The 24,049-nt window shown below is 42.0% G+C and carries 20 protein-coding genes and 1 pseudogene; 16 read left to right on the top strand and 5 right to left on the bottom strand.

The features are described from left to right. Positions 1 to 61 precede the first annotated feature (61 nt). From L0B17_RS18330 to L0B17_RS15845, 4 genes are all read left to right on the top strand, one after another. Positions 62 to 163: an immunity protein Imm33 domain-containing protein gene (locus L0B17_RS18330; RefSeq protein ID WP_443019960.1), complete on the top strand. Its 102-nt coding sequence runs from the start codon at positions 62 to 64 to the stop codon at positions 161 to 163. 532 nt (positions 164 to 695) lie between these two features. Then, positions 696 to 1,985: an NCS2 family permease gene (locus L0B17_RS15855; RefSeq protein ID WP_235086135.1), complete on the top strand. Its 1,290-nt coding sequence runs from the start codon at positions 696 to 698 to the stop codon at positions 1,983 to 1,985. Between the two features lie 180 nt (positions 1,986 to 2,165). After that, positions 2,166 to 3,296, top strand: a complete 1,131-nt coding sequence (gene proB / locus L0B17_RS15850; protein ID WP_235086133.1) for a glutamate 5-kinase — start codon at positions 2,166 to 2,168, stop codon at positions 3,294 to 3,296. Continuing rightward, positions 3,286 to 4,584: a glutamate-5-semialdehyde dehydrogenase gene (locus L0B17_RS15845; protein ID WP_235086132.1), complete on the top strand. Its 1,299-nt coding sequence runs from the start codon at positions 3,286 to 3,288 to the stop codon at positions 4,582 to 4,584. The genes proB and L0B17_RS15845 overlap by 11 nt, the downstream gene beginning before the upstream one ends. 81 nt (positions 4,585 to 4,665) lie before the next feature. On the opposite strand, the gene L0B17_RS15840 is transcribed toward L0B17_RS15845, so the two are convergent. The 4 genes from L0B17_RS15840 to L0B17_RS15825 form a co-directional block, all read right to left on the bottom strand. Beyond that, positions 4,666 to 5,388 carry a TorF family putative porin gene (locus tag L0B17_RS15840; protein WP_235086130.1) on the bottom strand — a complete coding sequence of 241 codons (723 nt, stop codon included), beginning with the start codon at positions 5,386 to 5,388 and terminating at the stop codon, positions 4,666 to 4,668. A 212-nt stretch (positions 5,389 to 5,600) separates the two neighbouring features. Next, positions 5,601 to 5,966 (bottom strand): cupin domain-containing protein, encoded by a 366-nt coding sequence (locus L0B17_RS15835; protein WP_235086128.1) that lies wholly within the window; start codon positions 5,964 to 5,966, stop codon positions 5,601 to 5,603. A gap of 16 nt (positions 5,967 to 5,982) precedes the next feature. Then, a complete protein-coding gene (locus L0B17_RS15830; protein WP_235086127.1) occupies positions 5,983 to 7,479 on the bottom strand; it encodes a CoA-acylating methylmalonate-semialdehyde dehydrogenase in 1,497 nt (498 codons plus the stop codon). 86 nt (positions 7,480 to 7,565) lie between these two features. Continuing rightward, entirely contained in the window at positions 7,566 to 8,915 is a 1,350-nt protein-coding gene (locus L0B17_RS15825; protein ID WP_235086125.1) for an aspartate aminotransferase family protein, read from the bottom strand. Between the two features lie 292 nt (positions 8,916 to 9,207). On the opposite strand from L0B17_RS15825, the pseudogene L0B17_RS15820 reads away from it, so the two are divergent. From L0B17_RS15820 to L0B17_RS15805, 4 genes and pseudogenes are all read left to right on the top strand, one after another. After that, positions 9,208 to 10,703, top strand: a pseudogene (locus tag L0B17_RS15820) (aldehyde dehydrogenase). A gap of 158 nt (positions 10,704 to 10,861) precedes the next feature. Beyond that, on the top strand, positions 10,862 to 11,284 hold the full coding sequence (locus L0B17_RS15815; RefSeq protein WP_235086123.1) for a VanZ family protein: 423 nt from the start codon (positions 10,862 to 10,864) through the stop codon (positions 11,282 to 11,284). After that, positions 11,277 to 12,200 carry a sulfurtransferase gene (locus L0B17_RS15810; RefSeq protein WP_235086122.1) on the top strand — a complete coding sequence of 308 codons (924 nt, stop codon included), beginning with the start codon at positions 11,277 to 11,279 and terminating at the stop codon, positions 12,198 to 12,200. Before L0B17_RS15815 ends, L0B17_RS15810 begins: the two co-directional genes overlap by 8 nt. 88 nt (positions 12,201 to 12,288) lie before the next feature. Continuing rightward, positions 12,289 to 13,002, top strand: a complete 714-nt coding sequence (locus L0B17_RS15805; RefSeq protein WP_235086120.1) for a ZIP family metal transporter — start codon at positions 12,289 to 12,291, stop codon at positions 13,000 to 13,002. A gap of 47 nt (positions 13,003 to 13,049) precedes the next feature. Here the strand turns inward: L0B17_RS15805 and L0B17_RS15800 are convergent, their stop codons facing one another. After that, the gene (locus L0B17_RS15800; protein ID WP_235086118.1) at positions 13,050 to 14,357 is read right to left on the bottom strand and encodes an NAD(P)/FAD-dependent oxidoreductase; all 1,308 of its coding nucleotides are present in this window, start codon (positions 14,355 to 14,357) and stop codon (positions 13,050 to 13,052) included. Between the two features lie 209 nt (positions 14,358 to 14,566). On the opposite strand from L0B17_RS15800, the gene L0B17_RS15795 reads away from it, so the two are divergent. From L0B17_RS15795 to L0B17_RS15760, 8 genes are all read left to right on the top strand, one after another. Further along, the gene (locus tag L0B17_RS15795) at positions 14,567 to 15,115 is read left to right on the top strand and encodes a cupin domain-containing protein (protein ID WP_235086116.1); all 549 of its coding nucleotides are present in this window, start codon (positions 14,567 to 14,569) and stop codon (positions 15,113 to 15,115) included. A gap of 455 nt (positions 15,116 to 15,570) precedes the next feature. Beyond that, the gene (locus tag L0B17_RS15790; protein WP_235086115.1) at positions 15,571 to 16,335 is read left to right on the top strand and encodes a gamma-glutamyl-gamma-aminobutyrate hydrolase family protein; all 765 of its coding nucleotides are present in this window, start codon (positions 15,571 to 15,573) and stop codon (positions 16,333 to 16,335) included. A 3-nt stretch (positions 16,336 to 16,338) separates the two neighbouring features. After that, on the top strand, positions 16,339 to 17,694 hold the full coding sequence (locus L0B17_RS15785; RefSeq protein ID WP_235086113.1) for a glutamine synthetase family protein: 1,356 nt from the start codon (positions 16,339 to 16,341) through the stop codon (positions 17,692 to 17,694). Between the two features lie 211 nt (positions 17,695 to 17,905). Next, positions 17,906 to 19,276, top strand: coding sequence for an aspartate aminotransferase family protein (locus L0B17_RS15780; RefSeq protein ID WP_235086111.1), 1,371 nt, complete (start codon positions 17,906 to 17,908; stop codon positions 19,274 to 19,276). 320 nt (positions 19,277 to 19,596) lie between these two features. Then, complete coding sequence (locus tag L0B17_RS15775) at positions 19,597 to 20,697, top strand: polyamine ABC transporter substrate-binding protein (RefSeq protein WP_235086109.1); 1,101 nt, start codon at positions 19,597 to 19,599, stop codon at positions 20,695 to 20,697. A gap of 144 nt (positions 20,698 to 20,841) precedes the next feature. After that, the gene (potA, locus tag L0B17_RS15770) at positions 20,842 to 21,978 is read left to right on the top strand and encodes a polyamine ABC transporter ATP-binding protein (RefSeq protein WP_235086107.1); all 1,137 of its coding nucleotides are present in this window, start codon (positions 20,842 to 20,844) and stop codon (positions 21,976 to 21,978) included. Next, a complete protein-coding gene (locus tag L0B17_RS15765) occupies positions 21,978 to 22,874 on the top strand; it encodes an ABC transporter permease subunit (protein WP_443019959.1) in 897 nt (298 codons plus the stop codon). The genes potA and L0B17_RS15765 overlap by 1 nt, the downstream gene beginning before the upstream one ends. After that, the gene (locus tag L0B17_RS15760) at positions 22,871 to 23,689 is read left to right on the top strand and encodes an ABC transporter permease subunit (RefSeq protein WP_235086103.1); all 819 of its coding nucleotides are present in this window, start codon (positions 22,871 to 22,873) and stop codon (positions 23,687 to 23,689) included. Before L0B17_RS15765 ends, L0B17_RS15760 begins: the two co-directional genes overlap by 4 nt. Positions 23,690 to 24,049: the final 360 nt, after the last annotated feature.

Genomic DNA, 24,049 nt, shown 5'->3' with positions numbered 1-24,049 from the left:
CATATAGAGGCTCTCTTCGTGCGATCTTATCGCTGCCTGACACTTTCCATTCCTTTGAAATATCAGGGGCACTAGACATTTATCGGTTAACCTTCCAATAAATGGTCTGCGTCATAAAGCAGAAAATGGAACATGTGGCTGGTATATTTGGTGCGGTGAATAACTGAGCCAAGAAACTAATTTTTTTAAACCGCTACATATGAACCATATAAAAGCATACTTACCAGAAATAGAGCAATATTTAGCCTCCAGGGTATAGATTTTTAATCGCTGACGGTTATGAGGATGTATGGCATGACTCATCGCTCAATGGGCCCATATAAAACGGGATGGGTCCATATATGATTTGGTTAATCCCACATGGATGTGCTTGCGGCGTCTCGCGGGATCATTTGCACTTGAAGTCAATCTAACGTCTATGAGGATTTAATTACTGTTATAAAATGAAACCTTCCAACCCAATTTTGTTCTGAAACCAGTTAACTCTTGCTTGTCAGTCTGCAATTAACCACTGTGATTAATCTGATATGAAAAGTCTGTTTTCAGGCTTTATAAGGTATTTTTGCGTCTAAAGTATGATTTTATGACATGCTACAGGATATAATCTGCCTGCTTTGAGCATTCGGGGTCATATATCGGATCGGCTCAAAATAATAAAAACATTAATTAACCCTACGCCCAAGGTAACGAGTTCTATGCTAGAAAAACTATTTAAACTAAAACAAAACAATACCTCGTTAAAGCAAGAAGTGGTTGCGGGTTTAACAACCTTTTTAACCATGGCTTATATTATATTTGTTAACCCTATGATGCTAGCGGATGCTGGGATGGATCATGGTGCGGTATTCGTAGCAACCTGTTTGGCTGCTGCCATTGGCTGTTTAATCATGGGGTTATTAGCCAATTACCCTATAGCATTGGCACCAGGAATGGGGTTAAACGCATTTTTTACTTACACTGTGGTAGGTGAAATGGGTTACAGCTGGGAAACCGCCTTAGGCGCTGTGTTTATGTCAGGTATCTGTTTCCTTGTGTTGTCTCTGGTCAAAATTCGTGAGTGGATTGTTAACAGTATTCCAATGTCGTTACGGTTTGGTATTGCCGCGGGTATCGGGTTATTTTTAGCCTTAATCGGCTTAAAAAGTGCCGGTATTGTGGTGGCAAGCCCAGCAACGTTAGTCACTATGGGTGACATCACTTCGTTTCCCGCTGTGATGGCATCGCTTGGGTTCTTTTTAATTATTGCCATGGTGCACCGAGGCTGGAAAGCGGCGGTCATTCTAAGCATTATGATAGTCACGGTATTAGGCTTACTATTTGGTGATGTGCAGTACAATGGTTTAATGTCTGTACCGCCTTCTATTGCGCCAACATTCATGAAAATGGACTTATCTAGCGTATTAGAAATCAGTATGATTTCAGTCATTTTTGCCTTCTTGTTTGTCGATTTATTTGATACATCTGGCACCTTAGTTGCTGTGGCACAGCGCGGTGGTTTGTTAGATGATAAAGGTCGTTTGCCGCGAGTAAAACGTGCCTTAACGGCAGACAGTGTGGCAACCATTACAGGTGCTATGTTGGGGACCTCTACTACCACCAGTTATATTGAAAGTACCGCGGGTGTCAGTGCCGGTGGTCGTACTGGTTTGACCGCTGTAGTAGTAGGTATTTTATTTTTAGCTGCACTATTTCTTTCGCCATTGGCGGGTATGGTGCCAGCCTATGCTACTTCTGGCGCGTTATTTTATGTCGCTATTTTAATGATGTCGGGTCTTGTTAATGTTGATTGGGATGACTTAACTGAAGCGGCTCCAGTAGTGGTGACCTGTTTGTTGATGCCGCTGACGTTTTCTATTGCCAATGCCATTGGCTTTGGATTTATTTCTTATTTAGTGATAAAACTGCTAACGGGTCGTTTTAAAGACTTAAATGCCGGTGTGGTATTTATTGCCATTTTGTTCTTGGTGAAGTTTATTTACGGCTAGTGTCGTGTAAGTCGAGCCATGTTAATTAAGGGTTATGCAATGCATAGCCCTTTTTTATTGCTTATATCGAATTAAATTCATTTAAGCTGATTCAAATGCAGCTTTATCTAGGAATTGTGTAACGAATTGGGTATAAAAATAGCTTGTACTATTTATCAATCAAATTTGAGAGAAGCTTAAATGGGTTATCGCCGCGTGGTAGTGAAGTTAGGCACCAGTGTACTGACTTCTGGCAGCAAAAAATTAGATAAAGCACACATGGTTGAGTTGGCCAGACAAATGGCTTATTTAATGAAATCGGGTGTTGAAGTGGTGTTATGTACTTCAGGCGCAATAGCCGCTGGACGTGAACATCTACAATACCCCATTTTGCCCGATACCATGGCGCATAAACAGTTACTTGCCGCGGTGGGACAAAGCCAATTAATTCTGGCATGGTCACAACTGTTTAGCTTGTACGGTTTGCACGTGGGGCAATTGTTGCTGACGCGCGCCGATCTACAAGACCGCGAACGCTATTTGAATGCCCGCGATACCTTAAATGCATTATTGGATAACAATATAATTCCCATTATTAATGAAAATGATGCCGTGGCAACCAATGAGATTAAGGTTGGCGATAATGACAACTTATCGGCACGAGCGGCATTACTTTGTGATGCTGATTTATTGATTTTACTGACCGATCAAAAAGGCTTATTTGATGCCGACCCGCGTACTAACCCTAACGCACAGTTAATTAAGCAAGTGGTCAATATCGACGATAGTTTACGTTTATTAGCCGGTGGTTCAGTTTCGGGTTTAGGTACAGGCGGTATGGCCACTAAGCTTGAGGCTGCAGATATTGCCAGGCGTGCGGGAATTGAGGTGGTTATCGCTTCTGGGCATCATCCTGATGTGATCAATAAAGTGGCTATGCGTGAGTCTGTTGGCACTCATTTTAGTGCTATTGATACGCCATTAGAAAGTCGTAAACAGTGGATTTTGGCAGGTCCAGCGACTCGGGGGAAACTGTATATTGATCAAGGCGCCGCCACAGCAGTTATTGAAAGTGGTCGCAGCTTATTATCTAAAGGCATTACCCGTATTGAAGGTGATTTTGAGCGTGGCGCAACTGTGTTAATCGTTAACACACAGGCAAAAGTGTTGGGTAAAGGAATTAGCCGATATTGCGCCGCTGATTTACGTAAAATTTGCGGTAAGCATTCCAATGAAATCGAGCATATTTTAGGTTATGACTATGGTGATGCCGCCGTTCATCGTAATGATATGGTGGTATTAGAAAACAAGGAAACAGTACATGTCAGCTAATAAAGAGTCAGCAAAACAAGATCAAGTTAATGAGTATCTGGTTAATTTAGGTCAACAAGCTAAAGCGGCCAGTTTTACATTGGCTAATTTATCTTCAAAACAAAAAAACCACCTGTTACAAACCATTAGCCAGAAACTCGCTGAGCATGCAGAGGTTATTTTAGCCGCCAATGCTAAAGATGTTATCGCCGCTAAAGCCAATGGGTTAACCGATGCTATGATCGATCGCTTAATGCTTGATGAAGGTCGCTTAGCGGGCATTATTGGCGACATTGATAATGTTATCGCATTAGCCGACCCTATAGGAAAAGAAGCGGCAAGTCAGTTACTTGATAATGGATTACGACTGACTCAGCGTAGCGTACCGCTTGGCGTTGTTGGGGTGATTTATGAAGCGCGGCCGAATGTGACTGTCGATATTGCGGTATTAGCGTTAAAAACCGGTAATGCGGTAATTTTACGTGGCGGCAAAGAAACCATCGAATCAAATAAAGTCTTAAGTGACGTGATCCGTGGGGCATTAACCAGTTTGAATTTACCCCAAGGTGCTGTTCAACTGATTGATTCGCCTGAGCGCGCTATTGTGAGTGGTTTACTGCGCTTAGATAAATATGTCGATATGATCATTCCTCGCGGCGGCCATACTTTACAGCGTTTATGCGCTGAGCAATCGAGTATTCCGGTGATTCTTGGCGGGATTGGTATTTGCCATTTACTGGTGGATAAAGGTGCTGACCTTAGTCGTGCGATAGATGTGATCGCCAACGCGAAAGTGCAACGACCAACCGTGTGCAACGCCCTTGATACCTTATTAGTTGACCAAGCCATTGCCAGTGAGTTTGTGCCTAAAGTGGCAGCCCATTTACATAGCCTTGGGGTGAGATTTTACGCCTGTGATCAAGCTCAACAGTATTTAGATGGCTTAGGTTTTGATGTTAACGCTGCAGATGATGAATCGTTTTCAACCGAGTGGTTATCTTTAACTTTAGGCATTAGAGTGGTTGATAATATTGATGGGGCAATTAGTCATATTCGTCAATATTCAAGTGGACATTCTGAAGCGATTTTAACCGATGATATTCATGCGGCCAGTTACTTTATGAATCAAGTTGATTCTGCTGCTGTGTATGTTAATGCCAGCACGCGTTTTACTGATGGCTCTCAATTTGGCTTAGGTGCGGAAGTAGCGGTAAGTACCCAGAAGCTACATGCCCGTGGGCCAATGGCATTGGATGCGTTAACCACGTATAAATGGTTAGCCTGGGGTGATTATACTAGCCGAAAATAACTCACGTCAGCTCAATCTAAGGCAAAGATCAAAAAAGCTTACTCAATTGAGTAAGCTTTTTTATAAAGGACTTAATCTGTTTTAGAATGCGTAGCTTACAGATGCAAGGAAGGTGTCTTTAGTTTTGAACACACCATCATTCACTTCATTATCACCATCTAGATCTGTCATTAGATAAGCCAGAGATAGGCCAAACCCAGCCACTTCTGTTGATACGCCAACAGAGTAATCAGAGTAGCTATCAAAGCCTTCGCCATCATCTAATGCATCGCCAAAGTTATAACCGTAATGTACATCTAGGCTCCAGTTTTCAGTGAATTCCCAGCCGTAATTTAGCTCCATGTAATGTAAGTCTAAATCACTGCCACTATAATCATTGGTATACCAATAAGCGGCTCTAAAACCGCTAAAATCTACACCTACAGTAGCCTCTAGATAATCGAGTTCACTATCACCTGGGTAGTTATAACGATACAAGGTGACATCCCAGCTAGTGTTGTCGTTTATTTCGCCGTAATAACCGGCATAAATATCCAGTTCTATATCTGGGCCATTATAATCTTCTTCATCAAAGTCGATGTTACTTGCCCAAGCGCCTACGAAGAAGCCATTTTCTGCGCTCCAATCTACGCCTGCTTGTAATGCTGGATCACCAGCTGTTTGAGATATACCGCGAAAGCGATAGTCGTTTGTAAGTGACACTTCACCAGAGAGTTCAGCCTGTGCAGAAGTTGCAAGCACAGAAGCTGAGAGGGTGAGGCCGGCCAATAGCGCTAGTCTTGTTTTTGTGAATGTTTTAGACACGATATCTTCTCCAATTATAATTATATGCTCAGTTTTGTAGGGTAAAACTGGTGCTGCCAACTTTGCCCAAAACACGCGTTTTGGTTTTATACTCCGTGGCGGATGTTACAGGTACATCACATCTTGAATTGTTTGTACTATTTTTGAACCATTTTAATATTTATTGCAAGATATTTTTTACAGGGTTAGCCATGCAAACCTTGATGAGATATTTATTGGGCTTCAAAGATAACGTACACCTTTTTACAATGCCCAATAACCTCCCAAGTCCCTATAAATCCAGCAGGGATAACAAATTTGTCACCAGCATTAACAGTAAGCTGCACACCATCTTTGTCACTAATTATGCTAGTCCCCTCAAGAATGTCACAGTATTCGTGTTCGGTATATTGCACGTTCCAGCATCCAGCTTCGCTTTGCCATACGCCTACATTGAACTGCGAACAAGGACTGGCATAATGGTTTTGCACGCTCTGTAACGGGTTGCCTTGCAGCCTTTTCTCATCAGCAAGATGGTATTGATCTATTCCAGCAGTAGAGGTCGCCAAGCTTTGTATATCTTTAATCAGTTTAGTCATTTTTGCTCACCAATTTTTAGTTCATCGTTGGCATAATAAACGCCGAACCTTCACTCACTACTGCGGCTTTTGGCCATCTTGCGGTTATGGCTTTACGCTTGGTGTAAAAGCGGACTCCATCAGGTCCATGCATATGTAATGGGCCAAACAGTGAACGCTTCCAGCCACCAAAACTATGGAACGCCATTGGCACAGGTATAGGCACGTTAACCCCAACCATACCGACTTCAACATGGTGGCAGAAGTGTCTTGCCACTTCACCGTTTTGAGTGAAAATGGCGGTGCCATTGCCAAACTCGTGTTTGTTAATCAGGTTAAGGGCTTGGGCATAATCTTTTACGCGAACTATGGCTAAAACAGGACCAAAAATTTCTTGTTGATAAATGGTCATCTCTGGGGTGACGTTATCGAATAAACAGGCTCCTAGAAAGTAGCCCTGTTGCTGATCTTTAACCGATAAATTTCTGCCATCAGCAATCAGGGTTGCACCTTCAGCCACGCCTTGTTCAACATAGTCGCGCACTTTTTGAAGGTGCTGAGATGAAATCAATGGCCCCATGTCCATTTCTGGGGTCAAACCGTTACCGATTTTTAGCTTTTCAATTTGAGGTAATAATGCATTAACAAGCTTATCGCCGCTGTCACCCACAGCTAATACGACTGAAATGGCCATACAGCGTTCGCCAGCACTGCCATAAGCAGCCCCCATTAAGGCTTTTACCGCTTGATCTAAATCGGCATCAGGCATTAATAACATGTGGTTTTTAGCGCCACCTAATGCCTGTACACGTTTACCGTGGGCAGATGCTGTACTGTAAATGTATTCGGCAATTGGGGTAGAGCCAACAAAACTAACCGCTTGAACATCTGGATGAGTCAGTAGGGTATCAACGGCTTCTTTATCGCCATTAATTACGTTAAATACTCCATCAGGTAAACCCGCTTCGGTGAGCAATTCCGCCATACGTAATACTGAGCTAGGATCTTTCTCTGATGGCTTCATGATGAAACTGTTACCGCAAGCAATGGCAATAGGGAACATCCACATTGGCACCATGACCAGGAAGTTAAACGGCGCGATACCGGCCACAACTCCTAAAGACTGGTTTACTGTCCAAGCGTCAACACCGCCACCCACTTGTTGGGTGTGTTCACCTTTTAGTAAGTGTGGAATACCACAGGCAAATTCGACCACTTCTAATCCCTGGACTAATTCGCCTTTGGCATCTTCTAATACTTTGCCGTGCTCGCGAGTGATTAACTCCGCTAGTTCATCAATGTTTTGCTCCATTAAGGCTTTAAACTTGAACAGTACACGGGCGCGATTGAGTGGTGTCACCTGTGACCAAGTTTGATACGCCTGTTTTGCTACTTGTATGGCATCACAAACTTCTTGCTCACACGCTAATGACACATGGCCACGTAATTCGCCGTTGGCAGGTTCATAAATAGCTTGCTGGCGCTGACTTACTTGTGTGTGCTTGCCATTGACATAATGAGATAGAGTGAGCATAAAAAACCTTTTGCATTAATAGATTAAAGTGAATATTGAATTTATATTTGTTGTTGACGTTACATTGATAGCCGCTTAGATTCGTATTAACCTACCGCATGAATTGCATCGGTTAGGCTGTTTACCATGTCATCAATTTGTGACTTTTCGACAATTAAAGGAGGTGACAAGGCTAAGATATCGCCCGTTGCCCTGATTAATGTCCCTTGTCTAAAACAGCGATCAAAAATGTCATAACCGCGTTTTCCGGCCCCTTTATCGCTGGGGGAAAATTGAATGCCAGCGACTAAGCCAATATTGCGGATGTCGATAATATTAGGCAGGCCTTTTAAACTGTGCACCGCATCTTCAAAATATTGGCTTAAGTCTTTTGCGCGCTGAAAAAGATTTTCTTGTTGATATATATTCAATGTTGCTAAAGCGGATGCTGCTGCTACTGGATGGCCAGAGTAGGTATAGCCGTGGAAAAATTCAATCATATTGTCAGGACCTTGCATGCAAGTGTCATGAAGGCTGTTACTGACAATGACCGCACCCATGGGGATCGCGCCGTTATTGATTGCTTTAGCGGTAGTGATTATATCTGGGGTAACCTGCCAAAAGTCACTAGCAAACGCTGAACCTAGTCGACCAAATCCGGTAATGACTTCATCAAAAATCAATAAAATACCGTGCTTTTGTGTAATCTCACGTAGGCGCTTTAAATAGCCATCTGGCGGTAAAATAACCCCAGCCGATCCTGACATTGGTTCAACAATTACAGCGGCAATGTTCTCTGCACCGTGCAAGGTGACAAGTTGCTCTAAAATTTCTGCTTTTTCGATGCCATGTTTTGGCAGACCTCGAGAAAAAGCATTATTGTGAATGTCTAAAGTGTGAGGCAGATGATCAACTCCCTGTAACAGCTGGCCATGAAAGGTTTTACGATTATTGCCAATGCCGCCAACAGAAATACCGCCAAAACCGACACCGTGATAACCCAGCTCTCGGCCGATAAAACGAGTGCGTGTTGGTTGACCATTAGCGCGGTGATAGCACAAGGCCATTTTTAAGGCTGTGTCTACCGACTCTGAACCTGAGTTGGTAAAAAAGACTTTATCTAAGCCTGCAGGCGCTAACTCGGCTATTCTATTCGCCAGTTCAAATGGCAAATGATGACTGACCTGAAATGAGGGAGCGTAATCCATTTGGGTAATTTGTTTGCTGACCGCTTCTGATATTTCTTGGCGACCATGACCGGCATTACAGCACCACAACCCCGCAGTACCATCTAATATGGCTTGACCGTGATCATCGGTGTAATACATTCCTTTAGCATGAGTCAATATTCTTGGATTAGCTTTAAACTGTTTATTGGCAGTAAAAGGCATCCAGTAATTTGCCATTTCTGGTGTTGATGTTTGGGCATTGATTGCTTGAGGCGACGTTTGTGGCATTACTAAATCCTTATGCTTAAGGCTCCATATGACTCATTAGGAGGTCTTTGTATATGATCAATAAATCTACAGGGTGGTCAATATTTGCTACGTTATATCAAATATAACGAACACGAAAGCATTTTTAGTAAAAAATTAAAGTAAATTGGACATTTTTGTAAAATATATTGAAATCTTTAGCGGTTAAGCATAATTTGAAGTATCGATTACAGCGTATAATTACAGCCAAGTTGTTTGGCGACTTTTTTTAAGTAATCAGCTAAGCATGCATATATAGGATGACGAGGTAACAATGAGCTCTCCAACAAATCGTAACGAATGGGAACAACTCGCAGAAAGTATCGCTATTAATGGCAACGCCATGATTAATGGTGAGTATCAAGCCGCACATTCAGGTGAAACATTTGATTGTATTAGTCCAATTGACGGTCGATTGTTGGTCAAGGTCGCCAGTTGCGATTACATTGACGCAAATAAAGCGGTTGCTAATGGTAAAGCGGTTTTTGAAGCGGGTACTTGGTCACAATTAGCACCAGTAAAACGTAAAGCAATTATGATCCGTTTTGCAGACTTATTAGAACAAAATGCCGATGAGTTAGCGCTGTTAGAAACGCTAGATATGGGGAAGCCAATTCAGTTTGCTAAATCGGTTGATGTTGCGGGCGCAGCCCGTGCTATTCGCTGGTGTGGTGAAGCCATTGATAAGATTTATGATGAAATTGCACCAACAGCACATAATGAAATCGGCATGATTACCCGTGAGCCAGTGGGTGTGGTTGCCGCGATTGTGCCTTGGAATTTCCCGATGATTATGGCGTGCTGGAAATTAGGTCCAGCGTTAGCAACGGGTAACAGTGTCATATTAAAGCCTTCAGAAAAGTCTCCCTTAACCGCCATCAGAATGGCGCAATTAGCGTTAGATGCCGGATTCCAAAAGGCGTATTAAACGTATTGCCTGGCTTAGGGCACACTGTTGGTGCTGCGTTAGCACTCCATATGGACGTAGATACTTTAGTTTTCACAGGCTCAACTAAAATTGCTAAGCAATTGATGGTTTACGCTGGCCAATCAAATATGAAACGCGTTTGGTTAGAAGCGGGTGGCAAAAGCCCTAACATAGTATTTAATGATGCGCCGGATTTAAAAGCCGCAGCAAAAGCCGCAGCGTCAGCTATTGCTTTTAACCAAGGTGAAGTGTGTACCGCAGGCTCGCGTTTGTTGGTTGAGTCAGGCATTAAAGATGAGCTGATACAATTGATTGCAGAAGAGTTAAAGTCTTGGCAGCCAGGCCATCCGTTAGATCCCGACACAGTTACCGGCGCTATGGTTGATGAACAGCAATTAAACAATGTACTTGATTATATTAAAGCGGGTGAAGATGAAGGTGCTACCTTAGTACAAGGTGGCAAACAAGTCATGGCTGACACTGGCGGTGTATATGTGCAGCCAACGATTTTTTCTGGGGTAAATAATCGAATGACGATTGCCAGTGAAGAAATTTTTGGTCCGGTATTGTCAGTCATTGAGTTTGATGGCATGGATGAAGCGATTAAAATTGCCAATGACACCATTTACGGTTTAGCTGCGGGTGTGTGGACATCAAATCTTTCTAAAGCGCATAAAACCGCTAAAGCCTTGCGCAGCGGCATGGTATGGATTAACCATTACGATGGTGGTGATATGACGGCGCCATTTGGCGGCTATAAACAGTCAGGTAATGGCCGTGATAAGTCATTGCATGCATTTGATAAATACACTGAAATCAAAGCTACCTGGATTGTTTTATAACTATTTTGCTATAAGCATCGAGTAAATTAAAGCTGTATAAAAGTCCTTTGAGTGTTGCTCATAGGGCTTTTTTATTAAGTGAAATTCATCAAAAAGTATCATAAGAATATCGCCAAAGTATATTAGGATGGCATCGAACCACACAGGAAGTGACGCTAATGCTTAAACAACATTTTTATCTGCTGGCTACCATAACCGCTTGTGCTTTTTTGGGATTCATTATTTGGGTCATATACTTAGCTAATACGGGTGGCAACAGTATTTTCTTCGACATTATCAAACACATCCCCTATGGCGATAAGGTTGGCCATTGCTTACTATTTGGGGTATTAACCTATTTAGCCAATTTGACCTTACAATTTAACACGATTCGATTAGGTTCTTTGCCGCTTTATATGGGCAGCTGTTTAGTCGGATTATTTGTGCTGGTGGAGGAGATGAGTCAGGGTTTTATTCCGCGCCGCACATTGGATATAGCTGATTTGGCTGCTGATGGTGTAGGTATTATGCTGTTCAGCTACTTCACCTGGTTAACGCATAAATACGTGCGGTCTTTTCATCAAGGAGAAAATAATGAGTAATTCAACTGTTTCAACAGCCTGGTTGGTTGAACATTTAGATGATAGAAACGTTATTTTGCTTGATGCCAGTATGGAGATGGTATTAGGTAAAGAGCCGTTAATTTATGACAGGCTAATGTGCATACCTAATGCTATTAATATGCGTTTAGAGCAAGACTTCTTTAATCATGACTCGGTGATGTCCCATGCAATGCCAACCGCTGAGCAATTTACCCAAGCCGCTCGCAAGCTAGGTATTAATCAAGACAGTGTTGTAGTTATTTATGACAACCAGGGCATTTATTCATCGCCACGTGCCTGGTGGACTTTTAAAGTGATGGGGTTTGAGAAGGTATTTGTGCTTGATGGCGGGTTACCACAATGGATGGCCGAAAACCTACCAACCGCTAATCAGTATTTAACCCCTGAACTAACCGGTAATGTCAAAGCGCAGCAACGCGCTGATTTAGTGTGTGACTCGACTAGTGTGTTGGCTACTGTAAATGACTGCTCAACTAGTGACCGCTCAGTTAATAATAAGTCTCGCGTTTCTAGCTCTGTTTTACCAAGTTCTGCTTCTCAAGGCTCTGGTACTCAAGGCCGAACACAGGTATTTGATGCTAGAGCGGCAGCCCGTTTTAATGGTACAGCGCCAGAGCCAAGAGCTGGGGTACGAAGTGGTCATATACCCTATTCGATTAATCTGCCTTTTGCCCAAGTACTTGATGGTGTCCGATTAAAGCCATCGGCAGCATTACAGATTATTTTTAATCAGCTTGATGAAAATAAGGCCCAGAAACGTATTTTTAGCTGTGGTTCAGGCATTACTGCCTGTATTTTAATACTCGCATCAACAACATCTGGGCATCAAAACTCTGCCTTGTACGATGGTTCGTGGGCCGAGTGGGGAACCAATACCCGTTTACCAATAGTTTAATGCCTTAGATAGAATTCATAGCAACTAGCAACTAGCAACTAGCAACTAATAACTAATAACTAATAACAGCATAAGGAAATGAAGGATTATGTCAGAGGTATTGATCGTTATTTTTGCCACTTTGATAGCGGGTTTAGCTATGCCATTGGGCGCAGTTATCGCCAAAATGGAACACATTAAGTCCGATTGGCTACAACAGGAATTTCGCCATGGTGTGATGGCCTTTGGCGGCGGGGCGCTATTATCTGCTGTTGGCTTAGTATTAGTGCCTGAAAGTGTTGAGGTGTTATCGCTGCCATCGGCAGTGATGTTTTTCGGGTTGGGCGCGCTGGCTTTTATGTTGTTAGATATTTTACTGGTTAAAATAAATACGCCAGCAAGTCAATTAAGCGCCATGCTGGCTGATTTTATTCCTGAGTCTATTGCTTTAGGTGCTGCTTTTGCGACCGGTAGTCACACCGCTTTTTTATTAGCGGTACTCATAGGGTTACAAAATTTGCCTGAAGGGTTTAATGCCTATCGGGAGTTAAACCAACATAATCGGTTTAAGCCTTGGTTACTGATCGGCATGTTTGCGTTAATGGCGTTGTTCGGTCCTATTGCGGGGGTAGTGGGGTATGTTTGGTTAGCGCCACAACCTGAAGTGATTGGCGCCATAATGATATTTGCTGCAGGCGGCATTCTTTATTCTGTGTTTCAAGATATCGCCCCGCAAGTGAAATTAGCCCAACACTGGTTACCACCATGTGGGGCAGTACTGGGTTTTGGGCTGGGTATGGTAGGTTATATGCTGGTGCAGTAACGCTTTAAATTAGCGGCGGAAGGTTAGCCTGCAGCCGCGAAGTTGGATTAGAAAATATCTTTAAAGCGATGATATAACATACCGGCCGCTAACATAGGTGAGCGGAAACGAGGCCCGCCTGGAAAAGTCATATGTTTTATCTGGTCAAAAATATCAAACCGTTCAGCATGTTCAGTGATAGCTTCGGCGATAAGCTTGGCTGCCATATGTGTCGCATTCACCCCATGTCCTGAATAAGCCTGAGCATAGAAAATGTTTTTAGCATCGGGTAATCGTCCAATTTGCGGCATTCTATTAGCGCCAATACCAATCATACCACCCCATTGGTAATCAATTTTAACCCCTTTAAGCTGCGGGAATACATGTTCTAAATTGGGTCTCAACGCTGCTTCAATACTGCTGGGGTCCTTACCTGAGTAAGTGCATAATCCGCCAAATAGTAAGCGGTTATCAGCGGATAGATGAAAGTAATCTAAGGCCACGCGCATATCGGCAAATGCCATGTTTTGTGGAATAATCGTTTGGCATTGCGTTGGCGTTAATGGTTCTGTTGCCAGTAAATAACTGCCTGCAGGAAGCACCTTTCCACCTACGTAGTCATTCAGTTTATGGCCAATATACGCATTGCCAGCCAAAACTAAAAACTGACAGTTAACCTCACCTTGAGCGGTTTTAACCACGGGGTTATTGCCTTTGTATATATGTTCTGCTGGGCTATATTCAAAAATTTGTACCCCTAATTCTCGGGCAACTCTTGCTTCACCCAGTACTAAATTTAACGGGTGTAAGTGGCCACTGCCCATGTCAACTAATGCGCCCTGGTAAAAGTCAGATTGAATAACCTCACGGGTACGGTTTTTATCAAGTAGTTGAATATCATGCTGATAGCCCGCTTGTTTCAATTCGGCAAACTCTTGCTCTAGCTCATGCATGTGTCGAGGTTTTACCGCTAAGTCACAGTAACCCATGGTTAAGTCACATTGGATATTATGCCGTTGTACGCGTTGCTTAACAATTTCTACCGCTTCAAACCCCATTTGGGTGATAGCGTTTACGCCCTCACTACCAATGATATTTTTAAATTGGCTGGCGTCATGACCTATACCACGAATAAGCTCACCACCGTTGCGACCCGAGGCCCCCCAACCAATGCGTTTAGCTTCTAAAACCGCCACGCTAAAACCTTTTTGAGCCAGTTCTATGGCGGTATTTATACCCGTAAACCCTCCGCCAACTATACAAACATCAACATTGATAGACTCTGTCAGTTGTGGATGATTGAACAGTTCTTTTGCGCTGTGGAAGTAAAAAGAATCTGGGTACTTATCGCTATGGATCGGTGAGGACTGTGACATAGCGTCTCCAATTTAAGGGTGAATGATTAAATAGTGCCAGCGACTATCGGCAGGTAATTTTTAATCGACAGAATGTGCATTTTATTTAACACTGAATTGCGCTAGAATACAATTTCTTTCACGCTAGTAATTTCAATGATAAATTGCAGTGACATATTCGGTGTCATCTGGTGTCATTCGAAACGGTTATCACTTTCAGGAGTCAGAAATTGGATATAGGGGCAAGCTTAAAAACGGTACGAAAAATGCGCGGGCTTTCACAGCGTGAGTTAGCTAAGCGTGCAGGCGTGACCAATAGCACTATTTCAATGATTGAAAAAAACAGTGTTAGCCCTTCTATCAGTTCTTTAAAGAAGGTACTTGCTGGGATCCCTATGTCATTGGTTGAATTCTTTTCTATTGAAGAGGGCACTGTCGGTGAGCAGAAAGTTGTTTATCGCTCTGAAGAGTTACTTGATATTGGTACTGGTGATTTAGTCTATAAGCTTATTGGTAGAGATTTTCCTAATCGCGCAATGTCATTGATGCATGAAACTTATCCGCCAAACACAAGCACTGGCGATGACATGCTACAACATCGTGGTGAAGAAGGTGCCTATATTCTAGAAGGCAAAATTGAACTTACCGTTGCCGATGAGCTCTTTGTGCTGCATAAAGGTGATAGTTATTACTTTAATAGTGAACTGCCACATAAGTTTGCTAATCCTTACGATGAGCCTTGCTGTTTAGTGAGTGCTACCACGCCAGGTGATTTTTAGTATTCTTTGATTGTGACTTTGCAAATACGTTAACTGTTTTTACGATAAACACACTGTAATTAAATTGAAAAATGTAAATAATATTAATCATTTTATTGTTCTTTATATAGAATTTTGTTTTCGAATTTACTGATTCCCTATATCTTTTTCAACTATCTCTAAATATTTTTTTTCGCTTTAACAACTGTTTAATCCTGTTTTTAGTGCGTTTGGTTAACAAGGTTAGTATGAAACTATAAAAGTTTATTCCGTTGTATTATTGCTATTGCCTAGTGTTTGAATTAAGTGTAGTGTGTGAAAAAACGAACACGAATTACTGGTTTGTTAAATAACTCAATTATAGTGAAAGTATCGTAAGTTTGAGAGTTTAATCACAGTAATTTCCTTAGTGTTTGAAAGAGATACTGCGTGTTTTGCAGCCCAACAATTTTGTAGTCCAACAATGTAGGTGTGATATGTCTTTGTCAAAAGTCCCAATGATTGGGGTAGTGGCATGTAATCAACAAATAGGATTACACCCATTTAATATTGTGGGTGAAAAGTACCTACTTAGTGTAGTTAATGGCGCTAAAGGGTTTCCTTTGGTTATCCCTTCTTTAGGGCTAGCTGTACCAACTGAAGAATTACTGTCTCGCCTAGATGGTATTTTGTTTACCGGTTCACCTTCTAATGTCGAACCTCATCATTTTCAAGGCCCTGCTAGTGCAGAAGGTACTCATCATGATCCTAAGCGCGATGCGACTACATTACCCTTAATTAAAGCGGCCATAGATGCAGGCGTGCCTGTGTTTGGTATTTGTCGTGGTTTTCAAGAAATGAACGTGGTTTATGGTGGTAGTCTGCATCAAAAACTGCATGAAGTTGGCCTATTCATTGAACACAGAGAAGATAAAACCGCTCCGGTAGATGTGCAGTATGGCTTGTCACATGCTATTGATATAGTGCCTGGTGGTTTACTCCATCAAGCGTGGGGGAGCGAACAGGCTGAAGTCAATTCAGTGCATACTCAAGGCGTAGACAGATTAGGTCAAGGATTAACACCTGAGGCGCATTCGCCTGACGGGTTAATTGAAGCTTTTTCTGTAAAAGGTGCTAAGGCTTTTGCGTTAGGCGTGCAATGGCACCCCGAATGGAAAGTTCAAGATAACCAGTTTTATTCATCAATTTTTGATGCATTTGGCAATGCTTGCCGTTTGCATGCAGCTAAGCGAGAGAGATAACCAATGGATAAGTTAATTAAGTTTCTAAAAGATAAAAAAATTACCGAAGTTGAATGTGTTATCAGTGATATGACCGGTATTGCTCGAGGCAAAATTGCGCCAGTAGACAAGTTTATTGATGAAAAAGGCATGCGTTTACCTGAAAGTGTATTGCTGCAAACTGTGACCGGTGATTTCATCGATGACGGTATCTTCTATTCATTACTTGATAAAGCCGATATCGATTTTGTGTGTGTGCCAGATGAAGATGCAGTTTTCATGCTGCCTTGGACTGTAGAAGCCACAGCGCAAGTTATTCATGATTGTTATGACCGCATGGGCAATCCAATTGAGTTATCACCACGTAACGTGCTTAAAAAAGTGCTTAAACTTTATGAAGATAAAGGTTGGGAGCCAGTTATTGCACCAGAAATGGAGTTCTACTTAACTCAGCGCAGCGATGACCATGACTTACCACTAAAGCCACCTATTGGTCGTTCAGGCCGACCTGAAGCGGGTCGTCAGTCGTTTTCAATTGATGCCGCCAATGAGTTCGACCCGTTATTTGAAGATATGTACGATTGGTGTGAGCTTCAAGGTTTAGATATTGATACCTTAATTCATGAAGATGGTCCTGCACAGATGGAGATTAACTTCAGTCACGGTAACCCATTATCGTTAGCAGACCAGGTATTTGTATTTAAACGCACACTTAAAGAAGCTGCATTAAAGCATAATGTGTGTGCTACTTTTATGGCTATGCCTGTGACCGATGAGCCAGGCAGTGCAATGCATATCCACCAAAGTGTCATTGATAAAGAAACCGGTAAAAATATCTTCACCAAAGAAGACGGGACTCAAAGCCAGTTATTTTTAAATTACATTGCAGGCTTACAAACCTATATTCCCGAGTTATTACCATTAATGGCACCAAGCGTTAACTCTTTCCGTCGTTTTTTACCGGGCACTTCAGCGCCAGTAAACCTAGAGTGGGGTGTTGAAAATCGCACCTGTGGTCTACGTATTCCTGAATCATCACCCGAGAATCGCCGTATTGAAAACCGTATTCCAGGCGCAGATGCAAACTGTTATTTAACCATTGCGGCGAGTTTGTTAGCTGGTTTTATCGGTATGGAAAAAGGCTTGCGCCCGTCAAATCCAGTGACAGGTCGTTCAAACGAAAGCCGTACCAGTAATGAATACTGTTTACCACTGACGTTAGAAGAAGCCTTGATTGCAATGCAAGAAAGTGAGGCGTGTATTGAATATTTAGGTCAGTCTTTCACCACAGGTTTTGTGGCTGTTAAGCAAGCTGAACTTGAAAACTTCCGCCGTGTGGTCAGTTCTTGGGAACGTGAGTTCCTGTTACTAACCGTTTAGTTTTAATCGCTTAGTCAGTACTAGACTGAGTTGTGAAGCAAATCTCGCTCGCGACTTAGTCTAGTAAATGTCTAGTAAATGTCTAGTCATTCATTGCTAAAAAGCAGAATGGCTCATTAAGTCTACCAATGAGTTAATAATATTTTCAGATGATGACATAACAGCATTCAGAACTGATAAGTTGTTATTTTTGCCAGCTTAAGGAATGTGTATGACAAATTTAGCCTCTTTGCAGCAAACAGATAAAGCACATTTTATTCATCCATTTACCGACTCTAAAGTGCTTGGCGAAAAAGGCACCCGTGTTATTGAGCGCGCCGAAGGGGTGTATATATGGGACGTCGAAGGTCATAAATTATTAGACGGAATGGCAGGACTCTGGTGTGTAAATGTAGGTTATGGGCGACAATCAATTGTTGATGCTGCCTGTCAGCAAATGCAAAAACTTCCTTTCTATAACAGTTTTTTTCAATGTACTCACCCGCCAGCAATTGAGCTAGCTAAAACCATTGCTGAGCTTGCACCTAAACATATGAACAGTGTGTTTTTTACCGGTTCTGGGTCTGAATCAAATGACACTAATTTACGTATGGTGCGACGCTATTGGGATCTAAAAGGTCAACCCAATAAGAAAACCATTATCAGCCGCCATAATGCTTACCATGGCTCTACCGTAGCAGGTGCGAGTTTAGGTGGCATGTCTGGCATGCACGAACAAGGGGATTTACCCATCCCTAAAATAGTGCATGTTGCTCAGCCATATTGGTATGGTGAAGGTGGAGAGCTAACGCCCGAAGCATTTGGTTTACAAGCAGCCCAAACACTCGAAACTAAAATATTAGCATTAGGCGAAGACAATGTTGCGGCATTTATTGCCGAGCCATTTCAAGGCGCTGGTGGGGTCATTATTCCGCCATCAAGCTACTGGCCTGAAATTAAACGTATTCTAGCCAAATATGACGTGTTACTTATTCTGGACGAAGTGATCAGTGGCTTTGGCAGAACAGGTCATTGGTTTGCGGCGGAATACTTTGATTTACAACCTGATTTTATTTCAATAGCCAAGGGCATGACATCTGGTTATATCCCTATGGGTGGCGTAATAATTGCAGATCGTGTCGCGGATGTGATTAGACAACAATGTGGTGAATTTACCCACGGTTTTACCTATTCAGGTCATCCAGTTGCTGCTGCCGTGGCATTAGAAAATATTAATATTATCAAACAAGAAAAATTAGTTGAAAAAGTGGCTACTGAAACAGCCCCGTATTTTCAACAACGCTTACAGCAGTTAGCTGAGCATCCATTAGTGGGTGAGGTTAGAGGCCTAGGTTTAGTGGCTGCTATTGAGCTTGTGCAAGATAAAGCGAAACGGCAGCGTTTTCCAGCCAATATTGGGGTGGGAACTTGGTGCCGAGACTTTTGTATCGAACATGGCTTAGTGATGCGTTCCGTAGGCGATACTATGATTATTTCTCCGCCACTTGTTATCACCAAGGCAGAGATAGATGAGTTGGTTGATAAGGCATTAATGGCCTTAAATGACACTTATGCTAAATGTGTAACCAGTAAGTCATATTGATAACAATGATAATGACTTTGAATGTTTAAAAAATACTTTTTGCATGGTTAGAAAATATTCTTGCATGGTTAACAAAGCTTTTGCATGTTTATGAGTAATTAGTGGTTTTTTAAGCGATTAGATAGCTACCATCTAGTAATTAAAAAGGTTTTTGATAGAATCCAGAAAATTATAGCATTTGCATTTTGCTGTGATGTTACCGATGCAGAAATACGATGTAGCATTGGATAATTTCCTTTTTATAAGGGAATGATAATAACGCTTAAAAAGCGAATAACTGTCAGCACAGTCCTGACCATTATCCAAGTAAGGGAGAACATATGAAGCTACTTAACAAACTGTCTACCATTGCGCTTATTTCAGCGTCGGTATTTGCTAGCACGTCGCTGCATGCTGAAGAAGTTGTCAAGATGTACAATTGGTCTGACTATATCGCAGAAGATACCTTAGCAAACTTTGAAAAAGAGACAGGCATTCGCGTTATTTATGACGTGTTCGATAGTAATGAAGTGCTTGAAGCTAAATTGCTGTCTGGTCGCAGTGGCTATGACATAGTGGTTCCTTCAAATCACTTTTTGGCGAAGCAAATTAAAGCCGGTGCATTTCAAAAGTTAGATCGAACTAAGTTATCGAACTATGGCAACTTAAAGCCAGACTTAATGAAGCAACTTGAGAAGGCCGATCCCGCCAACGAACATGCTATACCTTATCTATGGGGCACTAATGGTATTGGCTATAACGTCGATAAAGTCAAAGCTGTGTTAGGCGAAGATGCACCCTTTAATTCTTTAGAGCTTATTTTTAACCCTAAGTATGCTGAAAAAATCAGTTCATGCGGTTTCTCAATGCTAGATTCTGCAGACGATATGTTGCCACAAGCGCTGATTTATCTCGGTTTAGATCCAAACAGTAAAAATGCCGACGATTATGAAAAAGCCGCAGAGGTGCTTGCCAAAGTGCGTCCGTTTGTTACCTACTTCCATTCGTCGCGCTATATTTCAGATCTCGCTAATGGTGATATTTGTGTAGCATATGGTTTCTCTGGTGATGTATTCCAGGCTGCTGCTCGAGCTGATGAAGCCGGTAACGGTAATAAGATTGGTTATTCTATTCCAAAAGAAGGCGCTAACCTTTGGTTTGATATGTTAGCGATTCCACAAGATGCTACAAATGTGGCTAACGCTCATAAGCTAATCAACTATTTACTTCGTCCTGAGGTAATAGCACCTATCAGTAACTATGTTGCTTATGCGAACCCGAATGTTCCTGCACAAGCGCTAGTTGACGATTCAATCAAAAATGATCCAGCAATTTATCCGCCACAAAGCGTAATAGATAAGCTGTACATTGGCGATGTACGCTCAATGAAAATTCAACGAGTTGTTACACGTGCTTGGACTAAAGTGAAATCTGGTCAGTAGTCAGATCCACATATTAGGGCAAGGTAACTTGCCCTAATTATTTAGATCTTTCATTCGTTAGATTAACTTCTCTAATATTTAATCGTGTGACCACAATATTTACTTTATCGCGGAACACATACTCCAACTAGGCGGAGCAGTATCATGGAAAACACCTCGGGCGTCACTAATAATCCAACCAAAAAGACGCAAGATAAAGTACTCCTTAAAATTGATCGTATTAGTAAGCTATTTGATGATGTTCGTGCAGTCGACAATGTGTCACTGACAATTAATAAAGGTGAAATTTTCGCATTATTGGGTGGTTCAGGCTCAGGAAAATCAACCCTATTACGTATACTGGCAGGTTTTGAAAAGCCAACTGAAGGCCGTATTTTTTTGGATGGTGTCGATATAACCGACATGCCTCCCTATGAACGTCCTATCAATATGATGTTTCAATCCTATGCGTTATTTCCACATATGACGGTTGAACAAAATATTGCCTTTGGTTTGAAGCAAGACAAAATGCCTAAAGCTGAAATTGCCCAACGAGTGGAAGAAATGCTCAAGTTGGTGCACATGGAAACATACGCTAAGCGTAAACCGCATCAATTATCGGGTGGGCAGCGCCAACGTGTCGCCTTGGCGCGTTCATTAGCTAAACGACCTAAGTTATTACTGCTTGATGAGCCGATGGGCGCATTAGATAAAAAACTGCGTACTCAAATGCAGTTAGAAGTGGTCGATATTCTTGAAGCGGTAGGAGTGACCTGTGTGATGGTGACTCACGATCAAGAAGAGGCCATGACTATGGCTGGGCGTATTTCTATTATGAATGAAGGTTGGATTGCACAAACTGGTAGCCCTACTGATATTTATGAAGCACCTAATAGCCGAATGGTTGCTGAGTTTATTGGTACAGTAAACTTATTTAAAGGCGATATTATTGCCGATGAAGCCGATCACGCCATCATTAAATCGCACACCTTAAAACAACCTTTTTATATTGGACACGGAATTTCTACTAGTTTAGATAATAAGACAGTGTTACTTGCGGTTCGCCCTGAAAAAACCATCATTACCCGTGTGCAGCCGGAAGGTGAGTATAACTGGGCTAGAGGCGTGGTGCATGACATTGCCTATTTAGGTGGCGTTTCAGTGTTTTATATCAAGCTAAGAAACAAGCAAATTGTTCAATGTTCAATGATTAACCGTGAACGCAGATCTGATCACCCAACATGGGAAGAAGAAGTCTTTATCAGTTGGGAAGACACCAGCGGGGTTGTATTGCAATCATGATGAATCCATTTAAACGCCTGAAAGGCCGATATCTAACCATGGGGATTCCTTACCTATGGCTATTGATGTTTTTTGCACTGCCTTTCGCGATTGTGTTGAAGTTAAGTTTTTCAACCGCCGCGATTGCGATTCCTCCCTACGAGGCAACCTTTAGCTTTATTGATGAAACATTATCCATCTTTTTGAATTTTGGTAATTATTTATTATTGATACAGGATTCAATGTACTACGTTGCCTATTTAACTTCACTGAAAATGGCATTTATTGCCACAATCGGCTGTTTGTTATTAGGCTTCCCTATGGCTTATGCCATTGCTAGAGCTCCAACACGGTTTCAACCTGTATTATTACTGTTGGTGATGTTGCCATCATGGACCTCTTTTTTGATCCGTATTTACGCCTGGATGGGGATTTTAAGTAACACAGGGTTAGTGAATAACTTTTTAATGTGGCTTGGTGTTATTTCTGAGCCAATTCAAATGCTCAATACTAATTTTGCTGTTTATATTGGTATTATTTATGGCTATTTACCCTTCATGATTTTGCCCTTATATGCCACCTTGGTAAAACTGGACATGAGCTTAATTGAAGCGGCATCTGATTTAGGATCAAGTAGCCTTAACACGTTTTGGAAAATCACTTTACCACTATCAATGGGAGGAGTCATTGCAGGCTCAATGCTAGTGTTTATTCCTGCCGTGGGCGAGTTTGTTATTCCAGAGCTACTAGGTGGTCCAGACTCATTGATGATAGGTAAAGTATTATGGCAAGAGTTCTTTAATAACCGTGATTGGCCTGTGGCTTCATCATTGGCTATTGTCATGCTTGCACTGCTCATTGTGCCAATTACCTTGTTCCATCGCTATCAATCACGAGATATGGAGAACGATGCATGAAAAAATTAAGTTTCTCTAAAATCATGCTGTGGTTCGGTTTACTGTTTCTGTATGCCCCGATGCTTATTTTGGTTATTTATTCTTTTAATGAATCAAAGCTGGTCACGGTTTGGAGCGGTTTTTCACCAAAGTGGTATGGCGAACTATTTCAAGATGAACAGATTTTAAGTGCAGTGTGGGTCAGCTTACGTATTGCATTTTACAGTGCGACTATGGCGGTGATTATTGGCACTATGGCGGCATTTGTAATGACTCGTTTTCGTCGCTCTTGGGCAAAATTGACCTTGTCGAACATGATCACCGCGCCATTAGTGATGCCTGAAGTGATTACTGGTTTGTCATTATTGCTGCTTTTCGTACAAATGGCTGATACGTTTGGCTGGCCGACTGAACGCGGTATGTTAACAGTGTGGATAGCACACTCAACATTTTGTGCCGCTTATGTCGCTGTTGTGGTGTCATCACGGTTACGTGAAATAGACAAATCAATTGAAGAAGCTGCGATGGACTTGGGGGCGACGCCACTAAAAACCTTCTTCTTAATAACAGTGCCTATGATTTCGCCAGCCTTAATTGCCGGTTGGTTATTATCATTTAGCTTGTCATTAGATGACTTAGTGATTGCCAGCTTCGCTTCTGGACCGGGTTCAACAACCTTGCCTATGGTGGTGTTTTCGTCAGTACGTTTAGGGGTGTCGCCTAAGATTAATGCGTTAGCAACCATCATTATTTTTGCCGTGTCTCTTGTGGCATTCCTGTCTTGGTACTTTACTCGACGGGCAGAAAAGAAAGCGCAAAAAGCGATGGAGTCTTAGGCTAATACTTTAACGTAATAGAAGCGCGTGATGATGATATTTCGATTCATCAACGCGCTTTTTTATTATCTAGAGTAAGTCACTACTCGAGTTCTATCTTGGAATAAACTTGTTAAAATTAGTGCTAGTGTATTTGATCTTTAATAGGTGGCTTACACTTGAATCACTTGTCAGTTTATTTATGCCATCATTATTTAGATAACCAAGCACTCATCAGAACAAGCTGTATTGTTGCCTATTAATCATGCTACTAATGCAGCTGGAGTATCGATTTAGAGTGTTTAATATTTTCAACGGTCTGTAAATAATTATACCTTTTCGGCTGGTTTTTATGATGGCCTGGGTGTAGGATGAGACAGT

Source organism: Shewanella sp. OMA3-2, from assembly GCF_021513195.1.
In the GTDB taxonomy this organism is placed as follows: domain Bacteria; phylum Pseudomonadota; class Gammaproteobacteria; order Enterobacterales; family Shewanellaceae; genus Shewanella.
This window is presented reverse-complemented; position numbering and strand designations above follow the sequence as displayed.